This window comes from Streptomyces siamensis (assembly GCF_039543605.1).
Classification (GTDB): Bacteria; Actinomycetota; Actinomycetes; order Streptomycetales; family Streptomycetaceae; genus Streptomyces; species Streptomyces siamensis.
Genome location: NZ_BAABKB010000054.1, coordinates 1 through 712 on the forward strand (window position 1 = coordinate 1; position 712 = coordinate 712).

1 protein-coding gene and 1 pseudogene are annotated in these 712 nt (G+C 69.4%); both read left to right on the forward strand.

Features of this window, described 5'->3' with window-relative positions; translation table 11 throughout:
* Positions 1-209: pseudogene (locus tag ABEB03_RS43655) on the forward strand (sulfate adenylyltransferase subunit CysD); the annotation flags it as partial.
* 2 nt (positions 210-211) lie between these two features.
* Positions 212-712 (forward strand): GTP-binding protein (locus ABEB03_RS43660; protein ID WP_345658670.1); only part of this gene is annotated, 501 nt, incomplete at its 3' end.

Here is a 712-nt window from a genome sequence, read left to right on the forward strand (position 1 = left end):
ACGGCGAGACGATCGAGAAACGCCTCGTGCGCTACCGCACCGTCGGCGACATGTCCTGCACCGGCGCCGTCGACTCCCACGCCACCACACTCGACGCCGTCATCGCCGAGATCGCCGCCTCCCGACTCACCGAACGCGGCGCCACCCGCGCCGACGACAAAATGTCCGAGGCCGCGATGGAAGACCGCAAGCGCGAGGGGTACTTCTAGACATGACCAGCACCACCGAACCCACCGAGCCCCTGTCGGTCGAGCAGTTGTCGGCAACCACCCTCCTGCGCTTCGCGACCGCCGGCTCCGTGGACGACGGCAAGTCCACCCTCGTCGGACGGCTCCTGCACGACTCCAAGTCCGTCCTCACCGACCAGCTCGAAGCCGTCGAACGCGCCTCCGCCAGCCGCGGCCAGGACGCACCCGACCTCGCCCTGCTCACCGACGGCCTGCGCGCCGAACGCGAACAAGGCATCACCATCGACGTCGCCTACCGCTACTTCGCCACCCCACGCCGCCGCTTCATCCTCGCCGACACCCCCGGCCACGTGCAGTACACCCGCAACATGGTCACCGGCGCCTCCACCGCCGACCTCGCCGTCGTCCTCGTCGACGCCCGCAACGGCGTCATCGAACAAACCCGACGCCACGCCGCCGTCGCCGCCCTCCTCCGCGTCCCCCACGTCGTCCTCGCCGTCAACAAGATGGACCTCGTCGAATAC